This is a genomic window from Burkholderia sp. 4M9327F10, from assembly GCF_005503145.1.
In the GTDB taxonomy this organism is placed as follows: domain Bacteria; phylum Pseudomonadota; class Gammaproteobacteria; order Burkholderiales; family Burkholderiaceae; genus Paraburkholderia.
On the sequence record NZ_SCNV01000070.1, the window covers coordinates 1 to 22,504 of the forward strand.

Here is a 22,504-nt window from a genome sequence, read left to right on the forward strand (position 1 = left end):
CCACCCCCGTCAGTGACAAAGCACTCATTCATCCCGCCTCCGCACTTCGTGCGTCACCGGTCAGGTCCACCAGGGTGGTGGCGTGCGCGTGCCCACCACGGTTGTGCCCTTCGGCGGGGCGCGTAGCGCAACGCCGGAACGGATGAGTGCTGTGTCACTAACGAGGGCGGTGCGAGAGCGGGTCTTGTCTTGGGCCGTTCCCGGTGGCAGACCGGGATGGCTCACTACCGGCTAGCGGTTGCAGCCCGCTTTCTTTTGCCTACTTTTCTTTGCGGCGGCAAAGAAAAGTAGGTGCCGCCCCGCACAGGGGCAACGCCAATAGACCGACAAGACAACAAGGAAAGGCCAAAACCGCAGGAACACCAACCAAACCGCCGCAGGCAAACCAAAACCTCAAAACCCAAAAAATCAAGCAAACGTATCGACTAACCCAACAGACCGCCGAACGGCAACATTAGCAACAGAAGCATCAGCATCAGAAGAATCCCCGCCGGAGGCAAGCCCAGAGCCATTAGAGCCCCCTTTGCCAGAACCCCCAGACTGCCCCTGCTGCCCAGCCTGTTTGGCAAAACCATCACTAACACTCGCACTCCCCAACCCAATCCCATTCTGCTCCATCTGCTCCCGCAACTTCGGCAGGGCCGCCTCAACGGCCTCCCGCACCTGCGGATGCTGCGAAACAAACAACGCATGTGCATGGTTATCGGCAACCTGCAACACCACCTGAAGTGGTCCCAGGTCCTTCGGGTTCAGCGTCAGCTCAGCGCTCTGCTGATGCGCATTCGACAGGAACACCACCTTCTGTCCCAACGCCTCTTCCCAGTCCGATGTGCCCACCGTCGGCGCCAGCGTGCTTGCCGCCGCAGCCGCCGCCGCCGGGTTCGCGCCCTGGGCCGCTGCCGTCGTCGCGCTCGAGGCGCTGGCGGCTGCCGCCTGGCTCGCCGCCAGCGCAGCATTCGCCGCGTCTGCCGTGCTCTTCAGCGACGATAGGCTGTCCTGCGTATCCGTCGTGGTCGACGCCGCCAGTGCGTCAGCCGCATTCTTCGCCACCGTGTCCGCCGTGCCCGAGGCCGTCGTCGCCGTCTGCTCCAGCTTCTCGCCCAGCTTGCCCTTGGCGTCGCCCAGCATCGAGCCGCTCGCCAGCGTCTTGCTGCTCGTCGAGGCGTGCAGCGCGAGACCCGTATCACCGCTCAGGCCGCTCGTGCCCGTCGCCGCGCTAGTCGCGTTGCCTACGTTCGCCGCCTGCGCCGGTACCGCTCCCTGGGCGCCGCTCAACGCTGCCAGCGCCGCTTGCAGCGCGTCGCTGATCGACTTGGCGTCGGAATGGCCCACGTGCTTGCCGTGCTGCGCGCCGTCCGCTGTCGCGTCGGTTGCGCCCGATGTGCCCGCCGTCGCGTCGGTCAGCGCCGTGGTGGCGTCGTCTGTCGCAGTGGTGTTGGTGCCGTTGGCATTCGTGTTCGCGTTCGCATTGGCCTGGAGCTGGGCCTGCGCCTGCAACTGGGCCGCCACCGCAGCGGCGGCCGCCGAGGTCGTCGTGTTGCCGGAATTGCTGGCGCTTTGCTGGGTCGAGCCGTTGCTGCTGTTACCCGTGCCCTGCTGCGTGTTGCCCGACGACGAGGCCGAAGTCGTGCCGCTGTTGCCGGCAGCGCTGCTGCTCTGGCTGCCCGCCGCGCTGCTCGAATTGCTGCTGCTCGAGGTCTGGTTGTTCGACTGTGCAGACGCCTGCGCGCTCGCCGATGCGGCGGATGCCGATGCGGACGGCGACGGCGCAGGTGTCGGCGCCGGGGCCGGTGCGCTCGGCGCGGCAGTGCTCGCGCTTTGCGCTGCGCTGTTCTGCGAGTCGATGCTCTGCTGCAAGGTCTGCGCGAACGGCTGGGCGCTGGAGCTGTCCGGCGTGCTGCTCGTCGGCGAACTGTCCGACGAACCGAACAGCGAACTGATAAACGATAGTGGCGACATGGCTGATCCTGTCTATCCGGTGACCCGGTCAATCTGCGATCAATGCCCGCTGGAGCGCTGCTGCTTTGACACCCGGGGGCTGAAACCGGCGCGCGGGCTAAACGCCCTCAGCGCGCATCCTGAGAATTCGTGCGGCGTGTTCATCGGCGTCGCGCTGTTCGCGCCGCGCAAGCTGCTGCGCTTCCGCTGCGTCGCCACGTGCCTGTAGTACTTCGTAAGAGCCTAACTTCTGTTTGTGACGCTGCCATTCCGGTTTCGCGGCCTCGACCCGCGCATTGGCCGCCAGCAGCAATTTGCGCTGCTGGTCGATGGCGGCGTCGAGCGTGTCGATGAACGCCTGGAAATTGCGCATGTTGCCGGCTGGCATGCCGCTCTGTGCGGTGGCGTTAAAGCGTGCGTGGTATTCGTCGCGGTAGCGCACCAGCGCATCGAGCTGGGCCTGCACTTCGCTCGACTCGCGCTGCGCGCGGCCGAGCCGTTGCGCTGCGGCGTCCACATCGTCCTGGGCGAGGCCGATAAGCGTCTTGATCGGGAAATGCTTCGCCATCCTCAGCCTCCTTGGGTGAACAGCGCATCGAGTCTTTCGATGCTAGCGTCGAATCCCGCGCATTCGCGGAAGCCTTGCTGCAAAAACGCCTCGATGCGCGGATACAGCGCGATCGCGCGGTCGAGCAACTGGTCGCGCCCGCTGGAATAGGCGCCCACGTTGATCAGGTCGCGGTTACGCTGGTAACGCGACAGCATCTGCTTGAAAAGCCGCGTCTTTTCGAGGTGCGGCTCGTCGATCAGCGCGGTCATCGCGCGGCTGATCGAGGCCTCGATATCGATGGCCGGATAGTGGCCGGCTTCGGCGAGCGAGCGCGACAGCACGATATGGCCATCGAGAATCGCACGCGCCGAGTCGGCAATCGGATCCTGCTGGTCGTCGCCTTCGGTCAATACAGTGTAGAACGCGGTGATCGATCCGCCACCTGCCGGACCGTTGCCGGTGCGCTCGACCAGCGCCGGCAGCTTGGCGAACACGGAAGGCGGATAACCTTTGGTGGCCGGCGGTTCACCGACGGCCAGGGCGATTTCCCGCTGCGCCATCGCATAACGGGTCAGCGAGTCCATCAGCAGCAGCACGTGCTTGCCCTGATCGCGGAAGTATTCGGCGAGCGAGGTCGAGTAGGCCGCGGCCTGCATCCGCAAGAGCGGCGAGACGTCAGCGGGGGCGGCCACCACCACCGAGCGCGCGAGACCGTCCTCGCCGAGAATCTGTTCGATGAATTCCTTCACTTCGCGGCCGCGCTCGCCGATCAGGCCGATCACGATCACTTCGGCGCTGGTGTAGCGCGCCATCGTGCCGAGCAGCACCGATTTACCGACACCCGAGCCGGCAAACAATCCCATGCGCTGGCCGCGGCCGACGGTGAGGAGTGCGTTGATCGCGCGCACGCCGACATCGAGCACCTTGTGAATCGGCTCGCGGTTCAGCGGGTTGATGGTCGGGGCGGAGAGTGGGGCGTCGGCTTTGGCGCCGAGCGGCCCGAGCCCGTCGAGCGGCCGGCCCGACGCGTCGAGCACCCGGCCAAGCAGTTCCCAGCCCACCGGCAGGCGCTTGGCGCCGGCCATCGGATCGGCGATCGGCGCGCTTTCGAGCGGATAGACGCGGGCGCCAGGCAAAAGGCCGATCACTTCGGTGGTCGGCATCAGGAACAGTTTGTCGCCGGCAAAGCCCACCACTTCGGCCTCCGCCATCGGCAGCGAGCTGCCCTGCGGCAGTTCGATCATCACTTCGGCGCCGACCGACAGGCGCAGCCCCACCGCTTCGAGCACGAGGCCCGCCGCGCGGGTCAGCCGGCCGCAGGCGCGCATCGGCCGGGAGATGGCGTTGCGGGCGCGCAGTTCGTCAAGCTGGCCGCGCCAGGCGTTCAGGTGAGGATTGTTGGCGAGCGCGGGGTTCGGTGCGGGACGCGGGGCGCCTGTGGCGCCTGGCATGGCGTCGCGGCTGGCGGCGGCAAATGCGGAGGTCGAACGGCCATGGCGGGGATCTTGTGCGACGGGGGTCCGTGGGGCGGCCTTCGAGCGCGGCGCGTCCTGCTCCGGTTCGGCTGCCTGGGCGCCGAACGACGCCAGCGCCAGCTCCTGTTCGAGCGGCGTCAGGTCGCTGGCGCGGATCTCCGCGATGGTCGGCTTCACCATGTGCTTGCCTTGCCGAGGGCGGCAGCAACCCGCTCCCAGCGTGTGTCGATACCGGCATCCACCTCGCCGGTGCTGGCGTGGGCGCGGCAGCCGCCGCGCTCGACCGCCGGGTCGGTGCGCACGGACCAGCCGCGCGCCTGCAATTCTTCCATCAGATACGCCTCGACCACCGGCAGGTCGGCCGGGCTCACCACGAGGTGCGGTGCGCCGGTGAGCGCCGGTTCGGCCGCCAGTACTTCGCGGGCGGCGGCGATCAGCGCGGCGGGGTCGTGCTGCACATGCTGGCGCACCACCTGCTGCGCAATATCCAGCGCGAGCGCAACCAGGCTTTCCGAAATCTCATGTTGCGCGCCATCCAGCGCGGCCTTGAACGTCTCGGCCAAGGCCGCGAGCCGGGCGGCTTCTTCGCGCGCTTCGGCCTGGCCCTGGGCGAAACCTTGCGCGTGTCCCTGATCGTAGCCGGCCTGGTAGCCGAGCGCCTGGCCCGCCACGTGGCCGGAGGCGACGCCCTGGGCGTGCGCCGCATCGCGCAGGCGCTGCAGTTCGGCTTCGAAGGCGCCGCTGTCGTCGACCGGTTCGGGCGGCGCCGGCGGCACCGGGTCGAACGAGGCCATCTCCCAGCGCTGATAGGCCGAGAGGCTAGCCTTGCGCGTGGGATCCTGATCAGACATATGCATCTTCCGCCTTGCCGCCTATCGCGATCTGACCACTTTCCGCCAGGTTGCGCACGATCTGCAAAATGCGGCGTTGCTGCGTTTCCACTTCGGAGACGCGCACCGGGCCGCGGGCGTCCAGGTCTTCGGCGAGCAGCTCGGCGGCACGCTGCGACATGTTCGACAGGAACTTCTGGCGCAGCGCGGGCTGGGCGCCCTTGAGCGAGATGATCAGCGCTTCCGACTCGACTTCCTTCAGCAGCAGCTGGATCGCGCGGTCTTCCAGGTCCAGCAGGTTCTCGAACACGAACATCTGGTCGACGATCTTCTGCGCCAGCTCCGCGTCGTACTGGCGGACATTCTCGAGCACGCCTTCTTCGTGGTTGCTCGACATGAAGTTGAGAATTTCCGCGGCCGTGCGGATACCGCCCATCGGGCTGCGCTTCAGGTTGTCGCTGCCGGACAGCAGGCCCGTCAGCACGTCGTCCAGTTCGCGCAGCGCCGCCGGCTGGATGCCGTCGAGCGTGGCGATGCGCAGCAGCACGTCGTTGCGCAGCCGTTCGGTGAAGCAGGCGACGATCTCGGAGGCCTGATCGCGGTCCAGATGGACCAGGATCGTCGCGATGATCTGCGGGTGCTCGTTCTTGATCAGCTCGGCCACCGCCGCCGAATCCATCCACTTCAGGCCTTCGATACCGCTCGTATCGCTGCCTTGCAGAATCCGGTCGATGATCGCACCGGCCTTGTCGTCGCCGAGCGCCTTGGTCAGCACCGAGCGGATGTAGTCGCTCGAATCGAGCGACAGCGCGGTGTGCTGTTCGGCATCGCGGACGAACTCGTGCAGCACTTCGTCCACCTGCTCGCGTGTGACGTTCTTCAGCGCCGCCATCGCGACACCGATCTTCTGGACCTCACGCGGTCCCAGAAACTTGAATACCTGCGCCGCTTCTTCCTCGCCAATCGACATCAGGAGGAGCGCGCTTTTCACTACGCCTTCAGCGCTCATCGGACACCCAGCTCTTAACAACCGTTGCGACAATCTTCGGATCCTGGCGCGCGATGTTGCGTGCGTATTCCAGGTTCCGCTCGAATTTGTGCTTATCGCTCTCAAGCGACATCAGATCGGACTCGCCGTCGTCCTCGCCGGCGGCGCCGCTGCTTGCGGAGGCCGGCAGGCCATCGAGCAGGATCGGCTCGTCCGGCGACGGCAGGGAAGCGGCCACGGCCGGCGCCGGCGGCGGGAAGGCGCGGCGCAAGGCCGGCTTGACCATCACGAAGTACAGGAACAGGGCGACTGCGCCGATGCCCAGGTAGGTCGCGATCTGCTTGGCCAGCGCGATCATCTCCGGCGTGCGCCACCACGGCAGGTCGGCGTTCGGATCGACGTCGGCGGTGAAGGCGCTGTTGACCACGTTCACCGAGTCGCCGCGCTGGGCATCGAAGCCCATCGCGTCCTTCACCAACTGGTTGACCTGGGCGAGCTTGTCGGCCGTGAGCGGCTGCATGGTCGCGTGACCCTTGGCATCCACCACGCGCAGGTAATTCACCACCACGGCGACCGACAGCCGCTTGATGTTGCCCATCGACTGCTGGACATGACGCACGGTCTTGTCGAGCTCGTAGTTGGTGGTGGCATCCTTGCGGTCGCTGATCGGCGTCGTGCTCGTGCCGCTCGCCCCATTGGGTGCGTTGATCGGCGCGGAGGCCGGCTGCGGCGGCTGGTTCGAAAGCGCGCCCGGCACGCCCGAGGCGCCGCCTTGCGAGAGTTCGGTGTCGGAGCTGGTCTGCTGGCTGCGGATCGCGGCCTGTTGCGGCGTGCCGTTCGGGCCGTAGTTTTCCGAGGTCTGCTCGACCTGCGAGAAATCGACGTCGGCGCTCACCTGCGAGTGCGCGTTGCCGGCGCCGAACAGCGGCGCGAGGATCGCATCGATGCGCTGCTGCGTATTGTGTTCGACCTGCTGGACATATTTGAGCTGCGAGGCGTCGAGACCGGCGCTGGCGGGCGGCTGGGTCAGCAGGTTACCGTCCTGGTCGACGATCGTCACGCCGCGCGGCGGCATCTCGGGCACCGCCGAGGCCACCATATGGGTGATCGCCATCACCTGGCCTTCGTCGAGGACGCGGCCCGGGTACAGGTTCACCAGCACCGAGGCGGACGGCGCCTCATGGTCGCGCACGAACACCGAGGGCTTCGGGATCGCCAGGTGCACGCGCGCCGACTTGACCGTCGAGAGCGATTCGATCGTGCGTTCGAGTTCGCCTTCCAGCGCGCGCTGATAGTTCACCTGCTCGGCAAACTGGCTGATGCCGAACTTCTCGTTGTCCATCAGTTCGAAGCCGACCGAGCCGCTCTTGGGCAGGCCCTGCGAGGCGAGACGCAGGCGCATTTCGTGCACCTGCTCGGACGGCACCAGAATCGCGCCGCCGCCGTCGGAGAACTTATAGGGGATGTTGGCCTGCTGCAGCGCGGTAATGATGGCGCCGCCGTCCTGGTCCGACAGGTTGCTGTACAGCACCTTATAGTCCGGCGCGCGCGACCAGAGCCACAGGCCGACGACCACGGCGACCAGCACGGCCACCGCGAAGATCAGCGGGGCACGCGGGTTGCCGCGCATCTGCGTCAAACCGGACAGGCGCTGGCTAAAGTTGCCGCCGAGGCCGCCACCGCCCAGGTCGGCGGCGCCGCCGGCCTGGCCGGCGCCAGGCGTGGCGACGCCTGACGCTGGCGCGCCGGCGAGGCCCATGCGGGCGTCGGGGTTGATCAACGAGTTGGCTGACGAATCCATGCGTCGGGTATCTCCGGGGATGCCTGGGGTCCTGCCGCCTGCCGCCGCACCGGGGTCGGCGGGCGCACGGACAGAGACTTTCACGATTGGAATTATGCGCAGGCACGGCCAACCCGATTGCTCGAATAGAGCAGGGTTTCCCCCCCAGTTTCGCGGCTTTCGAAATGGGCCCGCTGATATTCTGTCGGTCAGATCGGCAGGCTTGGCTGCGCCGCTCTACCTTCCATCTGGAGAGAACATGACAATGCCCGTGAACGCGCTTTCGTCGGCGCTGCAACAGATGCAGGCGATGGCCGCGCAAGCCGCCGGCGGCACCGAATCGGTGGCGGATCAGTCCGGTGCGGCAAGCTCGAGCGGTTTTGCTTCGGCGCTCAAGGCCTCGCTCGACAAGATCAGCGGCGACCAGCAAGCCGCGGCCGGTGAGGCGCAGGCGTTCGAAGTCGGCGCGTCCAATGTGTCGCTGAACGACGTGATGATCGACGGGCAGAAGGCCAACCTGGGCTTCCAGTTCGGCCTGCAGGTGCGCAACAAGCTGGTGTCCGCCTACAACGACATCATGCAGATGTCGGTTTGACGGCGTAGCGGCTGGTGGGTGTGCCGGCGGCCTGGCAGTTGCCGGGGCAGCCGGTGGCCGGTTTGCGAGCGGGGACTTGCGGCCGGGATGGGTTGCGCGGCTTCGCTTCGCCTATGCCTGCTACATTTTGCAGCATTTCGCCTTAAACCTCCTTACAGCGGCCTAAAGCTTTTCGGTTGCCCATCCGATAACCAGGTACAGGCAGACATCCGGGTGCGACCAAGCGCCGCGGAGAGACGTCTCATACTTTCCGATTCCGCAGTATAGGAGGAGCGCCGATGTTTTCCCCAGGACACGCTGGAGCCAACGCATACGCACGTGTCGGCGTCGAGACAGGGGTGATGGGTGCCAATCCGCATCGTCTGGTCGTCATGCTGTATCAGGGTGCCCGCCAGGCTATCGCTCAGGCGCGCATGCATCTGCAGCAAGGTGGAGTGACGTCGGTGGCGGCGCGCGGGGAGGCGATCAGCAAGGCAATCCGGATTATTGAAAGCGGGCTGCAGGCGTCGCTCAACGTCGAAGCGGGCGGTGAAATCGGCGAACGTCTGAACGCGCTGTATGGCTACATGTCGCGCCGTCTGTTCGAAGCTAACGTAAAGCAGAGCGAAGCCATGCTGGTCGAAGTTGACCGCTTGCTGGCCACGCTCGAAGAAGCCTGGATCGGGATAGCCCCGGAGATCGCGCGGATGGCGGCACAGCCAGCCGCGGAAAGTATGAGATGACTTCGAACGCAGAATATTTTGCCCGCTACGAGGCGATCGCAGCGATTTCCGCACGCATGCTGACAGCAGCGCGTCGTGCCCTCTGGAACGATCTGGTGCCCTTGCAGGAAGAGTACCGGCACCTGGTCGACGCATTGCAGGAGGCGGAAACCGGAGTGAGGCTCGACGAAGTGGAGCGCGCGCGCAAATACGACCTGATCCGCCAGATTCTGGCGGACGATGCGGCCATCCGGGACCTCGCGAACCCCCGCATGGCGAACCTGTCGGCGCTGTTTGCGGGCCGGCCGGCCCGGGTGCTCAAAGAGTTGTACGGAGCCCGCTGAGTTTTTTTGATTGCGATAAATTGACTGCGTTAGCCGCGCGCAGCCAACGGTGGTAAACCCATAGGAACCGGCATGAACGGAATCGACACGGCCATCGCTTCGCTGCTTGCGAGCCGGGTCGACAGTCTGCTCAACATTGCACCTGGCGCCACGGGCGCCTCGCAAACCGGCGCGTCCGCGCTGAGTACGGACGCTCCTGTCTCGCCGGGCGTGCCCGAGGTACCGACGCCGCCGCCCGCGTCCGCGCAGACCATCTTGTCCGCCGTGGCGCAGACGCTCAACGCGATTGTGCTGTCCGGTGGCGACGCCACCCCGGCCGTGCTCGGCCAGTTGCCGATCTGGCCCGCCGCTCCGTCGCTCGACGTCGAGATGGCTGAACTTCCCCTCTTTGAATCGCTCGATGCCCAGACGGCAGGCGCCGCCGCCGGCTCGGGCGAAGCCAATGCGGCCAATGCTGCCGGCACGGCGGGCGGCGCGAATGCCGCGAACCTCGCCGATGGAACGAGCGGCACGGGCGGCAGCGCGAACAGCGCTGCGGCCGGCGGTACTGCGGCCACCACCGCGACCAGTGTGGCGGCCTCACAGTTGCCGGTTGCGGCGCTCGCGGCCGCGCTCGAACAGACCGTGTCGGACAGCGGCCTCTTCTACGAAGCGCATCTCGCGCAGTGGCTGGCGGGCCAGCTCACGCTCGGCGACCTCGCCAGCGAACCGCAAAACCGTGTTCTCGATGGCACGGTCCAGCTGCCGCTCGAGTGGGCCGAGGACAGCGACGGCGCCGGCCAGTCCGGTTCGGCCGCCGCGCAGCAGGGCCGGCAGGGCGCGACGCAAACGGGTAACAGCGGTCCCGAGGCCAGCGCCGCGACGCGCTCGGCGACCTCGATCCAGTCGCCGCAGGCGGCGCGTTTTGCCGCCGGCGAAGTGCTGGCAAATTCGCTATCCGAACTTTCTTCACAGCCGGAGCGCGCGGCGCTGCATGCCGCTACGGCGCAGTTCGGCGATACGCCGACCCAGACCACCCAATCGGTAGCCGCGGCGATTAATGCGGCGACGGTGCCGCTGGTGCGCCAGCAGCTCGACATGCTCGCCACGGGACAGTTTCGCTGGAGCGGCGAAGCGTGGCCGGGCGCCAGGTTCGACTGGACCATCCAGCAGGAAGGCGACGAATGGGAGCGCGGCGGCGGTGGCGCCGGCACGGAGGAGGATTATCCGTGGCGCACCCGGCTTACGCTGTCGCTACCGCTGCTCGGCACGGTGGATGCGGAGCTGGTCCTCAACGGCAACCGGCTGTCGGCGCGCGTGCTGGCCAGTCCGCTCGGCGCGGCGCGGCTCGCCGAGCAAAGCGACAGCTTCCGGCAGCGTCTTGCTGCGGCGGGGATTGAACTGAGCGGCCTGTCGATTCGCGAGATCGGCGGCGGGGCGCCGGGGGCCACGCCGAATGCCGCGGCGGCTGCGGCGGCCCAGGCCGCGGCGGCTTCGGCCTATGCGCGCACGGCGCCGGCCAGCGAAGTGGCCAATGCGCCGCGCCGCGGCGCGAAATCCGAGCGGCCCGACAGGAAAGAGCGCTCCGAATGGCCTCAACGTCAGTCGCGTACGGCACGCCCCGAGCGCGCTCAGTGGCCGACCACGACGCCCGACACCGATTTCGACTGGGATATGTGATGAGCCGCAGGCATCGCAAAAGCGCGGCCGCGCTCGTCTACGACGCCCAAAGCAGCGAATTCGCACCGCGCGTGGTCGCGAAGGGCTACGGACTCGTCGCAGAGATGATCATTCAGCGCGCCAAGGAGGCGGGCCTGTATGTGCACGAGGCGCCTGAGATGGTGTCGCTGCTGATGCAGGTGGACCTCGACTCGCGTATTCCGCCGCAGCTCTATCAGGCGGTGGCGGAATTGCTGGCCTGGCTGCACCGGCTGGAAAGCGGCGCGGCGGACGAGCCGCCGTCGACCGCCATCGAACCAGTCGTCCCCAAACGCTATTAGGGCATCCGAAGCGACGCGGGCCGCCTACCCTACAGCCGCAACATCAGCTTGAGCAGGGCATTGACGCGCTTGCCGTACGGCGGCGCGATCAGCCCGCGGGCATTCCAGCGCGCCTGAGTGAGCACCGGCTTCATCTTCGAGAAGGTCACGAAACCCTCATAGCCGTGATAGGCGCCCATGCCGCTCGCACCCACGCCGCCGAACGGCAGGCTCTCGCAGGCCAGATGCATCAGCGTTTCGTTGACCGCCATGCCGCCGGCGACGGTTTCCTGTTCGACCCGCTCGATGGTTGTTGCATCCTCGTCATACAGATACAGCGCGAGCGGCCGCGGCCGGGCGTTGATCCAGGCGATTGCTTCGTCGAGCGTGTCGTAGGGGACGATCGGCAGCAGCGGCCCGAAAATCTCCTCCTGCATCAGCGCGCTCTCGTCGGGCGCCTGGGTGACGGCGATCAGCGGAAAGCGCCGGCTGGCCGGATCGGCGCCGCCGTCGGCGAGTGGATGGAGTTGCGCGCCGCCCGCCTGCGCCTCGTCGACGAGGCGCAGCAGCCGGGCGAAATGACGCTCGGAGATGATCGACGTGTAATCGGTATTGCGCTCGAAGTTCGGGTACATCGCGGCCATCCGGGCCCGCGCCCGTTCGATGAAAGCCTGCTCCTTGCCGCGCGGCACCAGCACGTAGTCCGGCGCGATGCAGGTCTGGCCTGCGTTCAGGGTCTTGCCGGCCACCAGGTTGTCGACCGCGTTGTCGAAACGCGCCTGCGGGCCGATGATGGCAGGCGACTTGCCGCCCAGTTCGAGCGTGACCGGCGTCAGATGTTCGGCCGCCGCGCGCATCACCTCGTGCCCGACCTTGGTCGAGCCGGTGAACAGCAGGTGATCGAACGGTTGCGCGCTGAAGGCGGCGGCGAGCGTCGCGTCGCCGTTGACGACGGTGACCTGGTCGCGCGCGAAGGTCTGGGCAATCAGTTGTTCGAACAGCGCCGAGGTACGAGGCGTCAGCTCCGACATCTTGATGATGGCGCGATTGCCGGCGGTGAGGGCGCTCACCAGCGGCCCGGCTGCGAGCAGCACCGGGTAGTTCCACGGCACGATGATGCCGACCACGCCGAGCGGCTGCGGCAGCACCTTGGCGCGCGCCGGCAACAGCCATTTGTTGGTGCTGCGGCGTTGGGGTTTCATCCAGCGTCTGCCGTGCCTGAGCGCGGCGTCGATCTCCTCTTTCACCAGCAGGAATTCCGCGAGCAGGATCTCCTCTTTCGCGCGGTTGCCGAAGTCGGCGTTCATGGCCTCGGCGAGCGCGTCGCGGTTGTCGAGCAACATCGCGCGCAGTGCCTTCAGATGGGCGGCGCGCGTCTCCCATGACGGATACGGCGAGCGCAGATAGCTGAGCCGTTGCTCGCGCAGCAGCGCTTCGAGCGCGGCAATCTCAGGCAGATCGTTCTTCATGTCCACTCCCTTGCTGGATATGTTGATGCGCGGTGGGCCGCGCTTGTCGTTGTGCTGACTGACTGGCTGGCTGGTTGGTTGGAGAAGCGGTGAGCGCCGTTTGTCAGGCCGCTCATCGAGCTGTTCATCAGGATGCCCATCCAGTTACCCGTCAAGCGGGGAAAGCCCGCTCGATAATCGCCGCATGATCGAAGCTGGCCGGCAACGTGCCGTACACCCGGCCGCTTTCGCCGCAGCCATCGGCCAGACGCGTGGCGATGAAGGCATCCGCGACGGCTGCCGGGGCGTGGCGCACAAGCAGCGTCGCCTGAGCGATCAGCACCAGTTGCTGGGCGATCCGCCGCGCCGAGGCTTCGCGCGTGTGCGGCGCCTCGCTGAGCGTGGCGGCAAGGCGCTGCAGCGCCGCGGCGAGCGCGGGATGCGCCTGCGCCTCTGTCTGCCACGCGGCGAACAGGGCCTGCGCGGCATCGGCTTCGCGCTCCATGGCGCGCAGCACGTCGAGGCACATCACGTTGCCCGAGCCTTCCCAGATCGAGTTGACCGGCGCCTCGCGATAGAAGCGCGCCATTGGCCCTTCTTCGACATAACCGTTGCCGCCCCAGACTTCCATGGCCTCGCCGGTGAATTCGAGCGTGCGCTTGCAGACCCAGTACTTGGCCGCCGGGGTGACGATGCGCCGCCACGCGCGTTCTTCGGGGGCGCTGGCGGCATCCTCGAAAGCGCGCGCGAGACGCATGAACAGGACCGTGGCCGCTTCGGATTCCAGCGCGAGATCGGCGAGCACGTTGCGCATCAGCGGCTGTTCGGCCAGATGCCGGCCGAACGCGCTGCGATGCCGTGCGTGGTGAATCGCCTGCACCAGCGCGGCACGCATCAAGGCCGCACTGCCGATCACGCAGTCGAGCCGCGTGTAGTTCGCCATCTCGATGATGGTCGGCACGCCGCGCCCTTCCTCGCCAATCAGGATGCCGAACGCATCGAGGAATTCCACCTCGCTGCTCGCGTTCGAGCGATTGCCGAGCTTGTCTTTCAGCCGCTGGATCTGCACGGCGTTCTTGCTGCCGTCGGGGGCGAAGCGCGGCACGAAGAAACACGACAGGCCTTCGTGATCGTCGGTGCGGGCGAGCACCAGGTGGGCGTCGCATTGCGGCGCGGAGAAGAACCACTTGTGGCCGACCAGCCGGTATGCGCCGCCGCGTCCGCCGCCGTCGGTGGCATAAGCGTGCGTCTGATTGCTGCGCACATCCGAGCCGCCCTGTTTCTCGGTCATGCCCATGCCGATCATCGCCGAACGCTTCTGCGCGAGCGGCAGGTCGCGCGGATCGTGTTCGCGGGCATAGAGCTTGTCGCGCAGCGTCTCGAACAGCGCCGGCTCGCGCTGCAGCACGGGAATGCTGGCGAACGTCATGGTGAGCGGGCACAGCGAGCCGGACTCGATCTGCGCGTGCAGGAAGTAGCCGGCGCAGCGCGCCGCCATGGCGGCGCGCTGCGGATCGGAGAACGGCAGGGCATGCAGGCCCTCGCGCCGCAGCAGCGCGAGCAGGCTGTGCCATGCGGGATGAAATTCCAGTGCGTCGATGCGCTCGCCGCGCGGGCTATGTGTGAACAGTTCGGGGGTATGGCGGTTCGCCAGTTCGGCGAGCGCGAGCGTGTCCGGGGTGGTCAGCGCGGCGCCGTGGCGCAGCAGCGTCTCACGATGCCAGGCGGCGCCGTCGCGCTCGAGTGCGGCGACGAGGGCCGTATCGCAGGCGAACAGGTTGTAATCCGCGAGGGGCGGAACCTGGTTCGTGACGTCGTGCGTTTTGCCGGGGCCATACCGTTCCATCTGCTGTCTCCGTTTGCCGGATGCGCACCCTCGGTGCGCGTAGCGCTATTCAAGGGACACCCGGGGACACCCGGGGGCACTCGGGGCGCTGTTTTATCGATGCACGCAGCGCCGCTTGTCGTCGCGCTCGGGCGTGTCGCGCTGCGTTTGAATAACGTATTTGCATGCCGCGCAGGTCACGCTATGCCGGTGTTTGTGGGTCTCAAGCGCGGCTAGCGCCACCTCGGCCACCGCCTTTCATCATAGGGTCGCGCTGCGCATTTCGTTTAGAGGGATCGCTCTGGCGCGAACCCGCCGCGCGCCGGCAACGCTCCCTACAATGCGCAGGAACACACGTAGACAAGTGTGCACGAGACATGGGATCGGGGTAAGCGCTAAAGCGCTCACTCCGGCCGACAGGGTACGTGCGCAACGCGGCCCGAACAGGAGGAGCGCATGCAATACGACTACATCATCGTAGGTGCGGGGTCCGGCGGCTGTTCGCTGGCGGGCCGGCTGGCGGACACCTGTCCCGACGCGACAATCGCGCTGATCGAAGCGGGGCCGCACACCGAGCGCAACCTGTTCGTCAACATGCCGGTTGGCGTCGCGGCCGTCGTCCCCAAGAAGCTCAAGACCAATTACGGCTACGAAACCACGCCGCAACCCGCGCTCACCGGGCGCCGCGGCTACCAGCCGCGCGGGCGCGGCTATGGCGGTTCGAGTGCGATCAACGCCATGATCTACACGCGTGGCCACCCGCTCGATTACGACGAATGGGCGCAACTCGGCTGCGATGGCTGGGCGTGGGCCGACGTGTTGCCGTACTTTCGCCGTGCCGAGGGCAATCAGCGCGGCGCCGATGCGTGGCACGGCGCAGACGGCCCGCTCACCGTCAGCGATCTGCGTTATCGCAATCCGTTCTCGCAACGTTTCGTGCAGGCCGCTTTGGAAGCGGGCCACCGGCCGAACGCCGACTTCAACGGCGCCGACCAGGAAGGGATCGGCTTCTACCAGGTCACGCAGCGCGACGGACGGCGCTGCAGCGTGGCACGCGCCTACATCTACGGCCGCGAGCGGCCCAATCTGCACACGCTGGCCGATGCGACGGTGCTGCGGGTGGTTTTCGACGGCAAGCGGGCGAGTGGTGTGGAGATCGTCCGCGGCGGCCGCACCGAAACGCTCGAAGCGCGTGCCGAGGTGGTGCTCGCGGCGGGCGCATTCAATACGCCGCAGTTGCTGATGTGCTCGGGGATCGGACCGGCTGCGCATCTGCAATCGTTCGGTGTGCCGGTGATTCATGACGCGCCGCAGGTGGGTCAGAACCTGATCGACCATATCGACTTCACCATCAACAAGCGGGTGGCGTCGATCGAGCCGACCGGCTTTTCGATCCGCGGGATCGCGCGGATGCTGCCGCAGTTCGTCAGCTTCATGCGGCACGGCACGGGCATGCTGTCGAGCAATGTGGCCGAGGCGGGCGGCTTCCTGAAGAGCCGGCCCACGCTCGAGCGGCCGGATCTGCAACTGCACTTCTGCGCCGCGCTGGTCGACGATCACAACCGCCATATGCATTGGGGTCACGGCTATTCGCTGCACGTGTGCGTGCTGCGTCCGCACAGCCGGGGCACGGTGACGCTGGCGAGCGGCGATGCACGCGAAGCGCCGGTGATCGATCCGCGCTTTCTGAGCGATTCGCGCGACATGGACCTGCTGCTGGAAGGGGCGCAGATCGCGCGGCGGATTCTCGACGCACCGTCGCTCGCGGTGCGCGGCGGCAAGGAGTTGTACACGCATCCCGGCCAGAGCCACGCGGAGTTGCGCGAGACCATTGCCGCGCATGCCGATACGATTTATCACCCGGTGGCGACGTGCCGGATGGGCAGCGATGCTGCGTCCGTGGTCGATCCGCAGTTGCGGGTGCGCGGCGTGACGGGTCTGCGGATCGTCGATGCGTCTGTGATGCCTACCTTGATCGGCGGCAATACGAATGCGCCGACGGTGATGATCGGTGAGCGCGCCGCCGAGTTCATTGCGACGGCGCGGCGCGCGGGAGCGGTGGCGCGGGCCGGCGCGGCGGCGGGTGCGGTCGCTTGAGGGGGGCGATTGAAGGGAGCGAGGCGGGGCCGGCCAGGTGGCCTCGCCTGCACGAGGTATTTCGATATAACGCCGATTATCTATTATAAAAGGCGCAGGTCGTGGTGATTAAAAGAGAATTGTTTGTCGTGCAATGATTTTTCATATCTACGACGTAGTCATTCATTCAGATAATCTCGCACCGATCTGCCAGATTAACCCGAAGGCTCTGACGGAAATTTCCTGGTGCGTGGGCCACCTAGCAACGATGGCGCTGACAAAACTCTCAAGAAATAAATCGCCTATCGAAGATATCTGAAAAATATTGTTAATTTACGTCATTAATCGTGTCGACGCATTTTTGAGATTTTCACGCCCCTATACTCTTGCGGCGAAAATGAGCGTGTCAGGTGGCGCGCCTCGAATTTCAAGGAAGCGAGTCGATGAGTATTAACGTAATCCAACTGATGCAGTCCGCTTTGACGGACAGCGTAGTGCGGCAACTGTCCCCGCGCTTCGGGCTGCCGGCCGAGGCAACGGAGAAGGCCATAGGCGCGGCTGCGCCGGTGCTCGTCGCCGCACTGATGCACAAGGGGGCGACGCTGGACGGCGCCCGCTCGCTGTTTGCCGCCATCATGGCGCCGGACGTCAACGCGCATATCGGCGAACAACTGCCGCAACTGCTCGCCACTACGGGTGGCCTGAGCGAGCTCGAAGCCATAGGCCGGCAATTGCTCACGCACGTGACCGACCGGCCCGTCGACAACCTGAGCGATGCGGTCGCGGCGCAAACCGGTGTGCCGGTGCAGTCGGCTCATGCACTGACGGGCATAGTCGGCGCGATCCTTTTCGGTGTCCTGAAACGCCATTTCCTCGATGGGCAGGGCCGGGTCGGCCAGTTGCCGACACTGCTCGGCCATCAATTGCCGGTGATCACTCCGTACCTGAACGACGGCCTGCTGTCCGTGCTCGGTCTGGGTGGCGTCGGCGCCTTCGTGGGCAGCGTCCTGCCGCAACTCAAGGCGGTCTCGGCGCATATCGAGAATCCGGTGGCGCCCGCTACGCCGGTTGTCTCGCCGGTGCACGCCGCTCCGGCCGGGCCGCGCGTGCCGGTCGACGCCGTTGTGCGTGAGGAGCGGCGCTCGCACACATGGCTGTGGTGGCTGCTCGCCGCCATCGCCGCGGTGCTGGCGTTCCTGTTCGTGCGCGGCTGCCAGCATGAGCAGGGCGCAGACACGGTGGCGCCAGCGGCGCAAGAGGCCTCCGCACCGGTTGTGGCCGAGGCATCGGCGCCGGCCGCAGCCTCCGCGCCGGCCGTTCCGGCAAGCGACACCGTTGCGTCGGCCGCGGCCGCGGCCACGGCCGCTTCGGCAAGCGTAGTGTCGGCGTCTGCCGCTTCGGAAAGTGCCACTCCGGCTGTCGCCGCAAGTGCCACCGAGGCTCAGCAGCCTGCCGCCGCACCGGCTCCCACCAAAGACAGCCAGTTGAGTTTCACGGTCGATCCGGCCGGCAAGCCGACGCTGACGGCAACGGTTGGCAGCGAAGCCGACAAAGCCGCGTTGCTCGACGCGCTGACGAAGAAGTTCGGCGCCGGTCACTTCACCGCCAATATCGCCGTCGACCCGGACACCAGACCGGCCGACTGGCTCTCTCATCTCGACGCACTGCTGCCGTTGATGGCGCTGCCGGGCGCGGAAGTGAAGCTGGATGGCCCGCACATCGAACTGAGCGGCGCGGCTGCCAACGCAAAGCTCGGCTGGCTCGACCGCCTGAAGTCGCTGTTCGGTGCGACCTACCAGATCGGCTCGTTCAACGTGGATCAGGCCGTGGCCGATGCGACGCAGACGTTCCGTAGCGCGATCAACGGCTTGCTCGCGCCGGATAGCTCCTGCGCGGTGGCCGATGTGGTCAAGGTGTTGAACCTGCAGGTGATCAACTTCGCGAGCGCGAGTGCGCGTGTGCCGGCATCGGCCATCGACGACCTGCGTCAGTCGGCCCAGGTGCTGATGGCCTGTTCGCGCAACGGCCGCGCAGCGAAGCTCGAAGTAGCGGGCTATTCCGACAACGTAGGCGTTGCCGCGGTGAATCTGTCGCTGTCGAAGAAGCGTGCGGAGTCGGTGCGCGCGTTCCTCGTCAAGACCGGCGTGCCGGCTGACTCGCTGATCGCGCAAGGTTACGGCGACGCACGTCCGGTGGCGGACAACGACACCGAGAGCGGCCGCTTTGCCAACCGCCGCATCGAGTTCGTCGAAGCCCAGCAGTAACGGTAAGCGGCGGCCTGAGTGCGGCGCTGCGGGCCTCACTCAGGCCGCGCTAGGCGTCGCCCGGCCCGGCATCCTGCGGCGCAAGCCCGGTGATGCCGATGTCGGGCCACTGCATCAGATCGTCGCCGGGCTGGGCGGGCAGCGTCTCACGCGCCACGTCGAGCCATGCGCGCGCCGCGTGCGAGAGGTAGCCGTTGCGGCGCCAGCCAATCGCCATTTCCCACGGAATCTCGGGCTCGACCACCGGCCGGCAGGTGAACTGCGTGGCGTCGAGCCGCCGGCAATAGGGCGCCGGCAGCAGCGCGATGCCCACGCCCGCCAGCACCAGCGCCGCCATGAAATCCCAGTGCCCGCTGCGCCCGACGATGGTCGGCGCAAAGCCCGCCGCCCGGCAGGCGCTCAGCACGACATCGTTGAGGGCAAGGCTTTCGCCATAGAACACGAACGGCTCGCCCGCCAGATCCGCGAGCGGCACGTGCGGCAGGCCGTCCCAGCGGGAGCCGCGGCGTGCGACCAGCCAGAGCAGCTGATGGGTCATCGGCAGCACGTCGATGTGTTCGGGGTCGACCGGTTGCAGCACGCCGCCCAGCTCCAGCTCACCGCTGATCAGCGCGGCTTCGATGGCCCGCGAACCTTGCTCGAAGAGCTTCAGGTCGATCTTCGGATAGCGTTGCCGGAAAGCGGCGATGGCCGGTGTAAACAGCGAGCCGCCCATCGGCGGAATGCCAATGGTCAGTTCGCCGCGGCCGAGCGTGTCGAGGTCGTTGAGCTCGGCCTGCAATTGCGCGTGTGCGGCGAGCACATCCTGACCGCGCTGATAGACGATGCGCCCGACGTCGGTCAGCACCATTTGGCGTCCCTCGCGCAGCAGGAGGGGCGAGCCGATCTCGTCTTCCAGCGATTTCACCATCTTGCTGATGGTCGGCTGGGTCACGAACATCTGTTCGGCGGCCACGGTGAAGCTTTGCTGGCGCACGACTTCAACAAAATAGCGCAGGGCGCGAAGTTCCAAGGTCTCTGCTCCACAATTCCAATCTGGAATGACTCTTAAGATAACGAGTCATTATATTTATGTCGAGCCGCGGTCTGTAGTGACTTTCAGTAACGATTAATCAGGAATCTTCCCTACGGGAGGAGGCTGCGCTGCCGCGACCCCGAGCCGGTCCAGGCGCCTTCCGGCCACCATTTTCAGGACGAACCGGCCAACGCGCGCGCTATGATGACCAGCACTTTTGCCGCCGCATTTTCGCGCCGTCCTCGCCACGTTTCTCTACGCCTATGCTGCCCATTTCCATCATCATTCCCTGCTACAACGCAGCGGCGACGCTCGCCCGTACCCTGGAAAGCTGTGTCATCCAGCCCGAGGCGGTGCAGATCGTCGTCGTGGACGACGGCTCGACGGACGCCTCGATCGAGGTGGTGCGGCACTACGGTGAGCGCGATCCCCGCGTCGGTCTGCTGCAGATGCCCGTGAACGGCGGTGCGGCGCGAGCCCGCAACTGGGGGGCGATGCACGCGACGCAGCCGCTCCTCGCCTTCATCGACGCGGACGACGAGTACTTTCCCGGCGCACTCGCGGCGGCCAGCAGCTATCTCGCGCAGAACCCGACGGAAGCCTCGATCCGGCTCGACGTGGAATACGCCGGGTTTCCGGCCGAGCTTGCCGGGCATCCGGAGTTCGAGACTCACGCCGCGACGCTCAGCAATACCGTGCCGAGCAGCCTGGTGATTCGCCGGCCGGTCTACGCGGCGTTTGGCGGTTTCCCGATGGACGCGTTTTTTCGCCGTAACGGCGGCGAAGACGGCGCGTTTTCCTGGGCGCTGCGCGAGCTGTTCGGCAACCAGCGCCTGACCGACGCGAAGCGGGTGCGCATGCACTACCACCCGCGCATTCATGCCGAGCGCTACTTTCGTATCTGTTTCGGCATGCAGGCCCCGGTTCAGGCTGATCTCGAAGAATCGTTCCGGTTGTCCGAACGGTTTCTCGAGACCACCCGAGCCAATTTCGCGCAACTGCGCTCGCTGAGCGCGCGCAGCGACACCGCGTCCTAGATCCGCGCCCCAAGCCCGCGCCCCGACCCTTCACGCAACCGACACCCCGAAGCCATCTCGATTTGCTACAATCGCCGTTCGTCTCCGAGGAGCGTTGCGACGGGTACCGCGAACCAGCATTCGCCGGCCGCCCGCCAGGCTCGGAGGCTTTCAATCGGAGGGCTTGGATGCGCCATGCGCTACCCATCCACCGCATCGAACGGCGCTCACGTCAAATTTCTAGTCATTTTTAGAAAGGAGGGCGTGATGAACGCCGCAGTCTACGATTCCAAAGATTCCCAGGATTTCATCGTTGCAGACCTGTCGCTGGCCGACTGGGGCCGCAAGGAACTGAACATCGCCGAGACCGAAATGCCCGGTCTCATCCAGACGCGCGAAGAGTACAAGGCGCAGCAGCCGCTGAAGGGCGCCCGCATCGCCGGCTCGCTGCACATGACGATCCAGACCGGCGTGCTGATCGAGACGCTGACCGCGCTCGGCGCCGACGTTCGTTGGGCTTCGTGCAACATTTTCTCGACCCAGGACCACGCTGCTGCGGCGATCGCCAAGGCAGGTACGCCGGTGTTCGCGTTCAAGGGCGAATCGCTCGACGAATACTGGGAATTCTCGCACCGCATTTTCGAGTGGCCGAACGGCGAGTTCGCCAACATGATCCTCGACGACGGCGGCGACGCCACGTTGCTGCTGATCCTCGGCTCGAAGGCCGAGAAGGACCGCTCGGTGATCGCCAAGCCGACCAACGAGGAAGAAGTCGCACTGTACAAGTCGATCGCGAAGCACCTCGATGCCGACCCGACCTGGTACTCCACGCGCCTCGCGCACATCAAGGGCGTGACCGAGGAAACCACGACCGGCGTGCACCGTCTGTATCAGATGGAAAAAGAAGGCCGCCTGCCGTTCCCGGCCATCAACGTCAACGACTCGGTCACCAAGTCGAAGTTCGACAACCTGTATGGCTGCCGTGAGTCGCTGGTCGACGGTATCAAGCGCGCCACCGACGTGATGATCGCCGGCAAGATCGCGGTGGTCGCAGGTTACGGCGACGTGGGCAAGGGCTGCGCGCAATCGCTGCGCGGCCTGGGCGCGACCGTGTGGGTCACGGAAATCGATCCGATCTGCGCACTGCAGGCAGCGATGGAAGGCTACCGCGTCGTGACGATGGAATACGCAGCCGACAAGGCCGACATCTTCGTGACGGCCACCGGCAACTTCCACGTGATCGGCCACGACCACCTGAAAGCGATGCGCAACAACGCGATCGTCTGCAACATCGGTCACTTCGATTCGGAAATCGACATTGCCTCGACCCGTCAGTACCAGTGGGAAAACATCAAGCCGCAAGTCGACCACATCATTTTCCCGGACGGCAAGCGCGTTATCCTGCTGGCTGAAGGCCGCCTCGTGAACCTCGGTTGCGCCACGGGCCACCCGTCGTTCGTGATGTCGAACTCGTTCACCAACCAGACGCTCGCGCAGATCGAACTGTTCACCGAAGGCTCGAAGTACGAGAACAAGGTGTACGTGCTGCCGAAGCATCTCGACGAGAAGGTGGCACGCCTGCATCTGGCGCGCATCGGTGCGAACCTGACCGTGCTGTCGGACGAGCAGGCCGGCTACATCGGCGTCGACAAGAACGGTCCGTTCAAGCCGAACCATTACCGTTATTAAGTTGTTGCCAGC

The 22,504-nt window shown here is 66.2% G+C and carries 18 protein-coding genes and 1 riboswitch; of the genes, 9 read left to right on the forward strand and 9 right to left on the reverse strand.

Annotated elements, in window-relative coordinates; genetic code table 11:
* Positions 1–408: 408 nt before the first annotated feature.
* The 6 genes from FFS45_RS35975 to fliF form a co-directional block, all read right to left on the reverse strand.
* Positions 409–1,959: a flagellar hook-length control protein FliK gene (locus tag FFS45_RS35975; protein ID WP_137959396.1), complete on the reverse strand. Its 1,551-nt coding sequence runs from the start codon at positions 1,957–1,959 to the stop codon at positions 409–411.
* 97 nt (positions 1,960–2,056) lie between these two features.
* Complete coding sequence (gene fliJ / locus FFS45_RS35980) at positions 2,057–2,506, reverse strand: flagellar export protein FliJ (RefSeq protein ID WP_137959397.1); 450 nt, start codon at positions 2,504–2,506, stop codon at positions 2,057–2,059.
* A gap of 2 nt (positions 2,507–2,508) precedes the next feature.
* Positions 2,509–4,143, reverse strand: coding sequence for a flagellar protein export ATPase FliI (gene fliI / locus FFS45_RS35985; protein ID WP_137959398.1), 1,635 nt, complete (start codon positions 4,141–4,143; stop codon positions 2,509–2,511).
* Positions 4,137–4,820, reverse strand: a complete 684-nt coding sequence (fliH, locus tag FFS45_RS35990; RefSeq protein ID WP_137959399.1) for a flagellar assembly protein FliH — start codon at positions 4,818–4,820, stop codon at positions 4,137–4,139. The genes fliI and fliH overlap by 7 nt, the downstream gene beginning before the upstream one ends.
* Positions 4,807–5,802: a flagellar motor switch protein FliG gene (fliG, locus tag FFS45_RS35995; RefSeq protein WP_137959400.1), complete on the reverse strand. Its 996-nt coding sequence runs from the start codon at positions 5,800–5,802 to the stop codon at positions 4,807–4,809. The genes fliH and fliG overlap by 14 nt, the downstream gene beginning before the upstream one ends.
* Positions 5,792–7,582 (reverse strand): flagellar basal-body MS-ring/collar protein FliF, encoded by a 1,791-nt coding sequence (fliF, locus tag FFS45_RS36000; protein WP_137959401.1) that lies wholly within the window; start codon positions 7,580–7,582, stop codon positions 5,792–5,794. The genes fliG and fliF overlap by 11 nt, the downstream gene beginning before the upstream one ends.
* A gap of 238 nt (positions 7,583–7,820) precedes the next feature.
* On the opposite strand from fliF, the gene fliE reads away from it, so the two are divergent.
* The 5 genes from fliE to FFS45_RS36025 all read left to right on the forward strand — a co-directional run bounded on the left by fliE (position 7,821) and on the right by FFS45_RS36025 (position 11,180).
* A complete protein-coding gene (fliE, locus tag FFS45_RS36005) occupies positions 7,821–8,156 on the forward strand; it encodes a flagellar hook-basal body complex protein FliE (protein ID WP_137959402.1) in 336 nt (111 codons plus the stop codon).
* A gap of 278 nt (positions 8,157–8,434) precedes the next feature.
* The gene (gene fliS, locus FFS45_RS36010; RefSeq protein ID WP_137959403.1) at positions 8,435–8,878 is read left to right on the forward strand and encodes a flagellar export chaperone FliS; all 444 of its coding nucleotides are present in this window, start codon (positions 8,435–8,437) and stop codon (positions 8,876–8,878) included.
* On the forward strand, positions 8,875–9,201 hold the full coding sequence (locus tag FFS45_RS36015; protein WP_137959404.1) for a flagellar protein FliT: 327 nt from the start codon (positions 8,875–8,877) through the stop codon (positions 9,199–9,201). The genes fliS and FFS45_RS36015 overlap by 4 nt, the downstream gene beginning before the upstream one ends.
* 72 nt (positions 9,202–9,273) lie before the next feature.
* Positions 9,274–10,860, forward strand: a complete 1,587-nt coding sequence (locus tag FFS45_RS36020; RefSeq protein ID WP_137959405.1) for a flagellar hook-length control protein FliK — start codon at positions 9,274–9,276, stop codon at positions 10,858–10,860.
* Positions 10,860–11,180 carry an EscU/YscU/HrcU family type III secretion system export apparatus switch protein gene (locus FFS45_RS36025; RefSeq protein WP_137959406.1) on the forward strand — a complete coding sequence of 107 codons (321 nt, stop codon included), beginning with the start codon at positions 10,860–10,862 and terminating at the stop codon, positions 11,178–11,180. Before FFS45_RS36020 ends, FFS45_RS36025 begins: the two co-directional genes overlap by 1 nt.
* A gap of 29 nt (positions 11,181–11,209) precedes the next feature.
* On the opposite strand, the gene FFS45_RS36030 is transcribed toward FFS45_RS36025, so the two are convergent.
* Positions 11,210–12,628 (reverse strand): coniferyl aldehyde dehydrogenase, encoded by a 1,419-nt coding sequence (locus FFS45_RS36030; protein ID WP_137959407.1) that lies wholly within the window; start codon positions 12,626–12,628, stop codon positions 11,210–11,212.
* A gap of 151 nt (positions 12,629–12,779) precedes the next feature.
* Positions 12,780–14,453 carry an isovaleryl-CoA dehydrogenase gene (locus FFS45_RS36035; protein WP_137959408.1) on the reverse strand — a complete coding sequence of 558 codons (1,674 nt, stop codon included), beginning with the start codon at positions 14,451–14,453 and terminating at the stop codon, positions 12,780–12,782.
* Positions 14,454–14,888: 435 nt separating this feature from the next.
* On the opposite strand from FFS45_RS36035, the gene FFS45_RS36040 reads away from it, so the two are divergent.
* Both FFS45_RS36040 and FFS45_RS36045 read left to right on the forward strand, forming a co-directional pair.
* Positions 14,889–16,529: a GMC family oxidoreductase N-terminal domain-containing protein gene (locus FFS45_RS36040; RefSeq protein WP_137959409.1), complete on the forward strand. Its 1,641-nt coding sequence runs from the start codon at positions 14,889–14,891 to the stop codon at positions 16,527–16,529.
* Positions 16,530–16,951: 422 nt separating this feature from the next.
* Positions 16,952–18,772: an OmpA family protein gene (locus FFS45_RS36045; RefSeq protein ID WP_137959410.1), complete on the forward strand. Its 1,821-nt coding sequence runs from the start codon at positions 16,952–16,954 to the stop codon at positions 18,770–18,772.
* Positions 18,773–18,821: 49 nt separating this feature from the next.
* Here the strand turns inward: FFS45_RS36045 and FFS45_RS36050 are convergent, their stop codons facing one another.
* Positions 18,822–19,784 carry a LysR family transcriptional regulator gene (locus tag FFS45_RS36050; RefSeq protein WP_137959411.1) on the reverse strand — a complete coding sequence of 321 codons (963 nt, stop codon included), beginning with the start codon at positions 19,782–19,784 and terminating at the stop codon, positions 18,822–18,824.
* A 266-nt stretch (positions 19,785–20,050) separates the two neighbouring features.
* Here FFS45_RS36050 and FFS45_RS36055 point away from each other — a divergent pair, with 266 nt between their 5' ends.
* Entirely contained in the window at positions 20,051–20,824 is a 774-nt protein-coding gene (locus FFS45_RS36055) for a glycosyltransferase (protein ID WP_137959412.1), read from the forward strand.
* Between the two features lie 80 nt (positions 20,825–20,904).
* A riboswitch (S-adenosyl-L-homocysteine riboswitch) is annotated at positions 20,905–21,039 on the forward strand.
* Between the two features lie 31 nt (positions 21,040–21,070).
* On the forward strand, positions 21,071–22,492 hold the full coding sequence (gene ahcY, locus FFS45_RS36060) for an adenosylhomocysteinase (RefSeq protein ID WP_137959413.1): 1,422 nt from the start codon (positions 21,071–21,073) through the stop codon (positions 22,490–22,492).
* The last annotated feature ends 12 nt before the right edge of the window (positions 22,493–22,504 follow it).

Coding starts and splice junctions, on each gene's coding strand:
- fliE (WP_137959402.1), top strand. CDS start 7,821: ATGACAATGCCCGTGAACGCGCTTTCGTCGGCGCTGCAACAGATGCAG.
- FFS45_RS36040 (WP_137959409.1), top strand. CDS start 14,889: ATGCAATACGACTACATCATCGTAGGTGCGGGGTCCGGCGGCTGTTCG.
- FFS45_RS36030 (WP_137959407.1), bottom strand. CDS start 12,628: ATGAAGAACGATCTGCCTGAGATTGCCGCGCTCGAAGCGCTGCTGCGC.
- fliG (WP_137959400.1), bottom strand. CDS start 5,802: ATGAGCGCTGAAGGCGTAGTGAAAAGCGCGCTCCTCCTGATGTCGATT.
- FFS45_RS36015 (WP_137959404.1), top strand. CDS start 8,875: ATGACTTCGAACGCAGAATATTTTGCCCGCTACGAGGCGATCGCAGCG.
- fliS (WP_137959403.1), top strand. CDS start 8,435: ATGTTTTCCCCAGGACACGCTGGAGCCAACGCATACGCACGTGTCGGC.
- ahcY (WP_137959413.1), top strand. CDS start 21,071: ATGAACGCCGCAGTCTACGATTCCAAAGATTCCCAGGATTTCATCGTT.
- FFS45_RS36025 (WP_137959406.1), top strand. CDS start 10,860: ATGAGCCGCAGGCATCGCAAAAGCGCGGCCGCGCTCGTCTACGACGCC.
- fliH (WP_137959399.1), bottom strand. CDS start 4,820: ATGCATATGTCTGATCAGGATCCCACGCGCAAGGCTAGCCTCTCGGCC.
- FFS45_RS36055 (WP_137959412.1), top strand. CDS start 20,051: ATGCTGCCCATTTCCATCATCATTCCCTGCTACAACGCAGCGGCGACG.
- fliF (WP_137959401.1), bottom strand. CDS start 7,582: ATGGATTCGTCAGCCAACTCGTTGATCAACCCCGACGCCCGCATGGGC.
- FFS45_RS36035 (WP_137959408.1), bottom strand. CDS start 14,453: ATGGAACGGTATGGCCCCGGCAAAACGCACGACGTCACGAACCAGGTT.
- FFS45_RS35975 (WP_137959396.1), bottom strand. CDS start 1,959: ATGTCGCCACTATCGTTTATCAGTTCGCTGTTCGGTTCGTCGGACAGT.
- FFS45_RS36020 (WP_137959405.1), top strand. CDS start 9,274: ATGAACGGAATCGACACGGCCATCGCTTCGCTGCTTGCGAGCCGGGTC.
- fliI (WP_137959398.1), bottom strand. CDS start 4,143: ATGGTGAAGCCGACCATCGCGGAGATCCGCGCCAGCGACCTGACGCCG.
- fliJ (WP_137959397.1), bottom strand. CDS start 2,506: ATGGCGAAGCATTTCCCGATCAAGACGCTTATCGGCCTCGCCCAGGAC.
- FFS45_RS36045 (WP_137959410.1), top strand. CDS start 16,952: ATGAGTATTAACGTAATCCAACTGATGCAGTCCGCTTTGACGGACAGC.